4 protein-coding genes are annotated in these 5890 nt (G+C 42.7%); all 4 read right to left on the bottom strand.

Annotation, left to right across the window (positions count from 1 at the left end):
* Positions 1–241: 241 nt before the first annotated feature.
* The 4 genes from ACJ751_RS18410 to ACJ751_RS18395 all read right to left on the bottom strand — a co-directional run bounded on the left by ACJ751_RS18410 (position 242) and on the right by ACJ751_RS18395 (position 5803).
* The gene (locus ACJ751_RS18410) at positions 242–3154 is read right to left on the bottom strand and encodes a glycosyl hydrolase 115 family protein (protein WP_407746986.1); all 2913 of its coding nucleotides are present in this window, start codon (positions 3152–3154) and stop codon (positions 242–244) included.
* 127 nt (positions 3155–3281) lie between these two features.
* Positions 3282–4103, bottom strand: coding sequence for an aldo/keto reductase (locus ACJ751_RS18405; protein WP_407746985.1), 822 nt, complete (start codon positions 4101–4103; stop codon positions 3282–3284).
* Positions 4104–4188: 85 nt separating this feature from the next.
* On the bottom strand, positions 4189–5139 hold the full coding sequence (locus tag ACJ751_RS18400) for a nitrilase family protein (protein ID WP_407746984.1): 951 nt from the start codon (positions 5137–5139) through the stop codon (positions 4189–4191).
* Positions 5140–5260: 121 nt separating this feature from the next.
* On the bottom strand, positions 5261–5803 hold the full coding sequence (locus ACJ751_RS18395; RefSeq protein WP_407746983.1) for a ferritin-like domain-containing protein: 543 nt from the start codon (positions 5801–5803) through the stop codon (positions 5261–5263).
* Positions 5804–5890 lie beyond the last annotated feature (87 nt).

The following is a 5890-nucleotide window of genomic DNA, read 5'->3' as shown; positions in this document are numbered from 1 at the left end:
GTTTACAATCATGAACTATATTGCTTACAGGATATTTGTAAGTTGTAGTAGTTGCCTGTTTCATACGTTATATTTTTAAGATTGCTACTAAAAACAGAGATGAATAATGGGCCAGGAGCTTCTAAGATGTAATGCTAAATTACGCATTTATATATATTAAAAAATTGATTGCAATCAATTTATCAACCAATCAAACGAGTAACAGACGGGCAAATCGTAATGTCTTCATGCTTTATATTTTTTAATATCGATGGCGCCAATCCAACCCGGGGTCTGTTGTTTGCGGAATGGCACTGTATGCCTTTTTTAAGCCGCCTAAATCGATGCGTATTTCATCAAGCATAACACCCGGGTCTATTGCATATATTTTCAAAGTATGACTGCCATTATTCAGGTGCGGTAATTGAATGGTGCGTTCGGCCCGGTTACGTAAAACATTCTCCTTCCATTCCTCACTTCTGCCCACTGTTTTAAAATCAACAATATTAACCGGTCCATCGTCTACAGACACACCATATCGCATGCTGAAATTATTATTGAGCGGTTGGCTGGGTATTGTATAAACCGTGATTGTTGGCGCCGCAGACGTATAGGTATCAAAACTATAGTCAAGCCAGGAACTATTCTTTTTTATGCTATCCGCATTTAATGAATAATATGGATCCCGCTCTGCCAGGTGGATTACATCCCATGCGCCTCCTGTATAGCCCAGATCATTCATGGGCGTCCATCCATAAGAAGTCCCATCGTGCTTGTTTTTCAGATTCATTGGATGAATACAAACAAAGCCATTATTTTCAGCATACTCACCCCAACTAAAATCTTCTTTATTAAACGGCCTATGGCACCGTACCTTCAATTCCATTTGTTTACCGCCATCTGTAAAAATCACCCTGCCGGTTAATTCTTTTCTCTTACCAACATTGCTCCAATCAACGTTTACCCAAATACGCACCTGGTTCTTTCCCCATTCCTTGCTCAGCCATCCGCCTTTTTGGGAAAGCCTGATCCAGTTAGCAGAAACACTGGCCTTCCACTCAACGGGCTTGCTGTCATTCAAAAAAACATCAATAAAGTACCGCTGCTTGTTTATATTATCAAAAGCAGGCAACATAGTGCCCTTACCCGGTATCAATGAGGAATCCTTTGTAACAAACCCTTCCGGCGCTATACTCCAACCGGCTGATCTGTCAATAGTGAACGCGGGTATTTCCTGCTCCTGATAAACTGGCAGGTTACGTGGTTTCATTGATAGGATGTTTTTCCATTTGCCGCCCGACAACACGTTGTTATAATATTCCGTTTCCTTTACAATACTATCATACACGGCTTTTGACTGCGCGGCATAATCAAAAGCACTTAACCGGTTTTGTTTTGCATAATAAATAGCTTTATCGCGGTACAGGAATTTTTTATTCATCCAGGCAGCGCACACCACCGGGTAATATACGAGTTGATAAAAAGCCGCCGAATCACTTTTATCTATTTTCGACCAAAATATCTTCACCTCATTTACCAGCGAGTCGTACTTATCAATCCGCTGTTGCGCTTCGTCGCCATAAAAGAAATGATTGTACCGGGTGGTAGTGGTTTTGGTAGTAGGTTCTGTACGGCTCCACCCCATGAATTCGGGTCTTCGTTCAAATGCCAGTTGAAAATATCGTAATAGTAAATGGTCGGCCGTGTAGGGTTTAGTTATCCACCAGTGTATAATTGGCCTTTCCCATGTCGCAGGCTTCTCAGAAGGCGGATCATAAGCCATTTTCAAAAAAAGTTCTATATTATATTCGAGCGGTTTAATATCACCCACATTCAACACCCATAACCTCGTGGCGCCTTCCCGCCTGGCCTTATCCATCTCTTCATACATCAGTTCCGGATGTGTAGAAGGCAGCCACAGATAATCATGCGGACGGCCCCAATAGGAAGCGTGGTAATAAACGCCAGAACCGCCGGAGCGCTTTTGTTCTTCCTGATTATTCAGGCGCTGGATGTACCCATAATTATCATCGGGCCATACAAGGATAATGTCTTCAGGAATTTTCAATCCATTATCATAGATGTCCAGCACTTCTTTATAGGCAGTAAACACCTGTGGAATGGAATATGCTTTTTTTCCCCGGTATTTTTCCAGCAAATCACGCTGATCTTTTATGATCTGCTCCAGCAGCGGAACCGCTTCTTTGGAACTCTTTACGCCCTCCATTCCGCTATCATGTACACCCCGCATCCCCATGGTATAGATGGCATCGATGGCTGTTGATTCCTTTACCCGGCTCTCCCAATATTGATACACTTTTTCTTTATTGGTGAGATAATTAAAGGGCCCCATCGTTTTTTCATCCCATTCGCCTACATTGTTACGCAACATCGGCTCTGCATGCGAGGTACCAATGACGATGCCATAATCTTCCGCTACTTTTTTATTTCCCGGATAGCTAAAAAAGGCTTTGGTGCTGGGGTGCATGGCCGGCCAAATGAGATTCGCTTTTAACCGCAGCAACAATTCAAACACTTTGGCGTACGTCTTCGGGCCTATATCGCCGGTTTCCGGTTCAAATGTTTTGGCGGCCCAGGGTTGCAAACCCCAATCTTCATCATTGATAAAAATGCCGCGGTATTTCACGGTTGGTGGCGAAGATATGTATGTAATTAAGTTAAGCGACAATTCCTTTTTTTGTTTCACCGGCATATCGGCCCACCAGTACCAGGGCGAGACGCCCAATACTTCTGAAATGGAAAAAACGCCAAAGGCAGTACCACGGGCATCGCTGCCTGCAATCACCAATACTTTTGAAATGTTGTTATTGGGCTTTTCAATCCCCATTACTCCGTAACACTCCCATTTCCCCCGCAGACTATCCAATTCAGTATGGCTGCCATTGATCTGCCGTATAAGCGGAGAAGCAATATTGCCGATCACAATTACATTACCTTTTGCATTGGCTATATCCATGATAACCGGAGGCTGGTTGCCGGTTACCATTTTAATATCATTCGCCAGTAAATGAGCGGCTATAGAATCCAGCCTGGGGCCGGCAGGACTGTACAGGATCTGTAACCCTTTTTCCTTATCAGTAAATGAAAATGTCTGCGACAGGGAGATGCCGGGTAACAGCAGAAGGAACAGAAATATGCTGAAGGAAATATTCATATGGCAATTAATGGGGTGAAATTACTGTACTTCATTCACAAACCAGCCTGTACTGTCGGTTCAGGACCAATAGCTATTTATGAGAAGCAATTTCTTAACTATAAGAAGGGTTTCAAAAGCGTGTAAGTTATAACGCCCGCACATACGCTGCCATTTTTTCCCTGGTGCGTTCATCAGGCAAAGTTCCCTCGCCTGCTTCCATATTGTCGGCCATATGTTGGGCATTGGAAGAGGCAGGGATCACACAGGTCACATTCGAATGTGCAATAATATACTTTAACAGAAAAGCGCCCCAGCTTTGAATGCTCAGATCGGCTGCCCAATGGGGTAATGGTTCGTTTTTCAAATGAGTAAACAGGCGTCCCTGTCCAAATGGTCTGTTGATCAGGGTAGCCACACCCAGCTCCGCAGCAACGTACAACAAACGGTCTTCAGCTTCCCTTTCAAGTATGGAATAATTGAACTGCACAAAATCAACTGGCTCGGCGCGCATTACCTTTTCCAGATCATCGTAACTACTGAAGGTGTAATGCGTAATGCCTATATACCTGATCTTTCCGGCCTCTTTCCATTCCCGCAATACCGGCAGATGCGTTTTCCAATCGGTGAGATTATGGATCTGCATCAGATCAATCACCTTCCGGTCCATTAGATCCATGGAATGGTCCATTTGCTTGATACCTTGTTGCAACCCTCTTGTCCAAACCTTGGTAGCATAAAATAACTCATTGGCAAAGGGCGCCTTACTGGTAAGTGTACCTACCATACGTTCTGCATTACCATACATGGGAGAACTATCGATCAGGCGGCCTCCTGCCTGGTAAAAGGTGTTCAACACAGCCGTTAATGAATCGAAAGCCGATTTATTGTTTGTATCGAAAGTATTATAAGTACCCATACCTATTACAGGAATGGATTCACCTGTGGAGGGAATGGTTCTGGTGATCACAATTTGGTTAATTTTAGAAAAGGTGTAACCAAAAATAAGAAAGATTGGCCTTACATGAACCAGGCTTCTTTGTTAACATCACCCACTACTCCTCCTTTAACCAGGCCACTTTTTGCACGGTGGCATGCGGCGCTGCAATGATATGGCCATACAAATCAGGTCGCCGGGCGTTCTTATACCGGTAACCACCCGATTGAGTCAGTTTTTGCGGCGTTAGCGTAGCAATAGCAATTTCATTTCCTAACTGGCGACACTCCGCTATCACATCCCCAAACGGATCAAGGATCATGGAACACCCGTTCTTTAACTGGTCATCATCCATCCCTATTGGGTTGGAAAAAACGACATAAACGCCATTGTCATAAGCGCGTGCGGGTAACCATTTCATCAACCAGCTACGGCCTTTCAGCCCATCAAATTCTGCCCGCAATGAAGTAGGATCTTCTTCCCGTTTTTCCCATAATTCCGGGTCTACAAAACCAGCGCCTGGCCGAGGTGATGGCGTGCACATTGTTACATGCGGCATAAAAATAATATCCGCGCCAAGTAATGCAGTGGCCCTTACATTTTCAATAACATTATTATCATAGCAAATCAAAATGCCACATTTCCATCCCTCCATTTCGAAAACACAATAGCTATCGCCTGGTGTAAGATGGGGGTTGATAAAAGGGTGCAGTTTTCTGTATTTTGCTACAAGCCCATTCTCATTGACGCAGACATAGGTCTTGTACAACTTGTCCTGCTCATCTTTTTCAAACAAACCAGCCAGTACGGCAATATGATATTTCCTGGAAATTTCCGTAAGCCTGATTATACTCTCTCCTTCAGGCACAAACTCTGCCAGATGGAGCATCTGATCTTTAGAAAGATGCCTGGCGAAGGTATACCCTGTTATAGAGCATTCATGAAATGCTATAGCCTTTGCACCATCTTCTGCAGCTTGTTTACTTAGATGGTCTATCACAGATAAATTGTATGCTTTGTCAGCACTTTTATGCTCAAACTGAGCAGTAGCGATTTTTAATTGATTCATGAATTATAATAAAATACTTACTCAAATTTAAAATTTTAAAACATGAGTCTATTTATTGATCATATTATGCATAAAAAAATCCGGACCTATACTGTCCGGATTTCAATTAGTGCTTTTACTTTTAAATATTTTCTGTTTCCATACTTGCTCCGTAATTGATGCCGCTCTCTGCAATTTGTGTCAAAAGCATATCTGTCTGCTTCTCTTCCTCGAGCGTTTGACCCAGCAGATTTTTTGCTTCCATATATCCTAGTACTTTAGCCAGCTGCGCCAAAGAGCCATAAGAAGCAATTTCGTAATGTTCTGCTTTTTGAGCTGCAATGATCAAGGCTGAATCTCTTTGAGCAGACCCATCATCTGTATCGTCGATCAGGTCTTCCGCCTCTGAAATTATTCCAGCCATTGCAGGGCATTTTGTTGTATCAGCTTCCTCGCCTATACTTGAGAAAACCTGTTCTAGTCTGTTGACATGTTCTTTTGTTTGCTGACGATGCGTTGCAAAAGCATCCTTTAGTTTAGTTTCTGTAGCAGCCTCTTCCATTCTACTTAAAGCTTTAACCAGTTTTTTTTCGGCCCAGTAGAGATCTTGTAGCTGCTCTATAAATAAATCTTTCAATTTAGAATTAGCAGAAACATTTGTTGTTGTTGCACCTTCGATTGCCATATGATTAAGATTTAGTTTAAATATTATTTATGCTAAAAATTAGTGCCAGATCAATTCACCTAAAATGTTCCATAGACATAATGCTTT

The sequence above is a fragment of the Niastella sp. genome, assembly GCF_045805085.1.
Lineage (GTDB): Bacteria > Bacteroidota > Bacteroidia > Chitinophagales > Chitinophagaceae > Niastella.
Note: the sequence above shows the minus strand (reverse complement) of the source record. Positions and strands in the feature narration are given on the sequence as shown.

Coding starts and splice junctions, on each gene's coding strand:
- ACJ751_RS18410 (WP_407746986.1), bottom strand. CDS start 3,154: ATGAATATTTCCTTCAGCATATTTCTGTTCCTTCTGCTGTTACCCGGC.
- ACJ751_RS18400 (WP_407746984.1), bottom strand. CDS start 5,139: ATGAATCAATTAAAAATCGCTACTGCTCAGTTTGAGCATAAAAGTGCT.
- ACJ751_RS18395 (WP_407746983.1), bottom strand. CDS start 5,803: ATGGCAATCGAAGGTGCAACAACAACAAATGTTTCTGCTAATTCTAAA.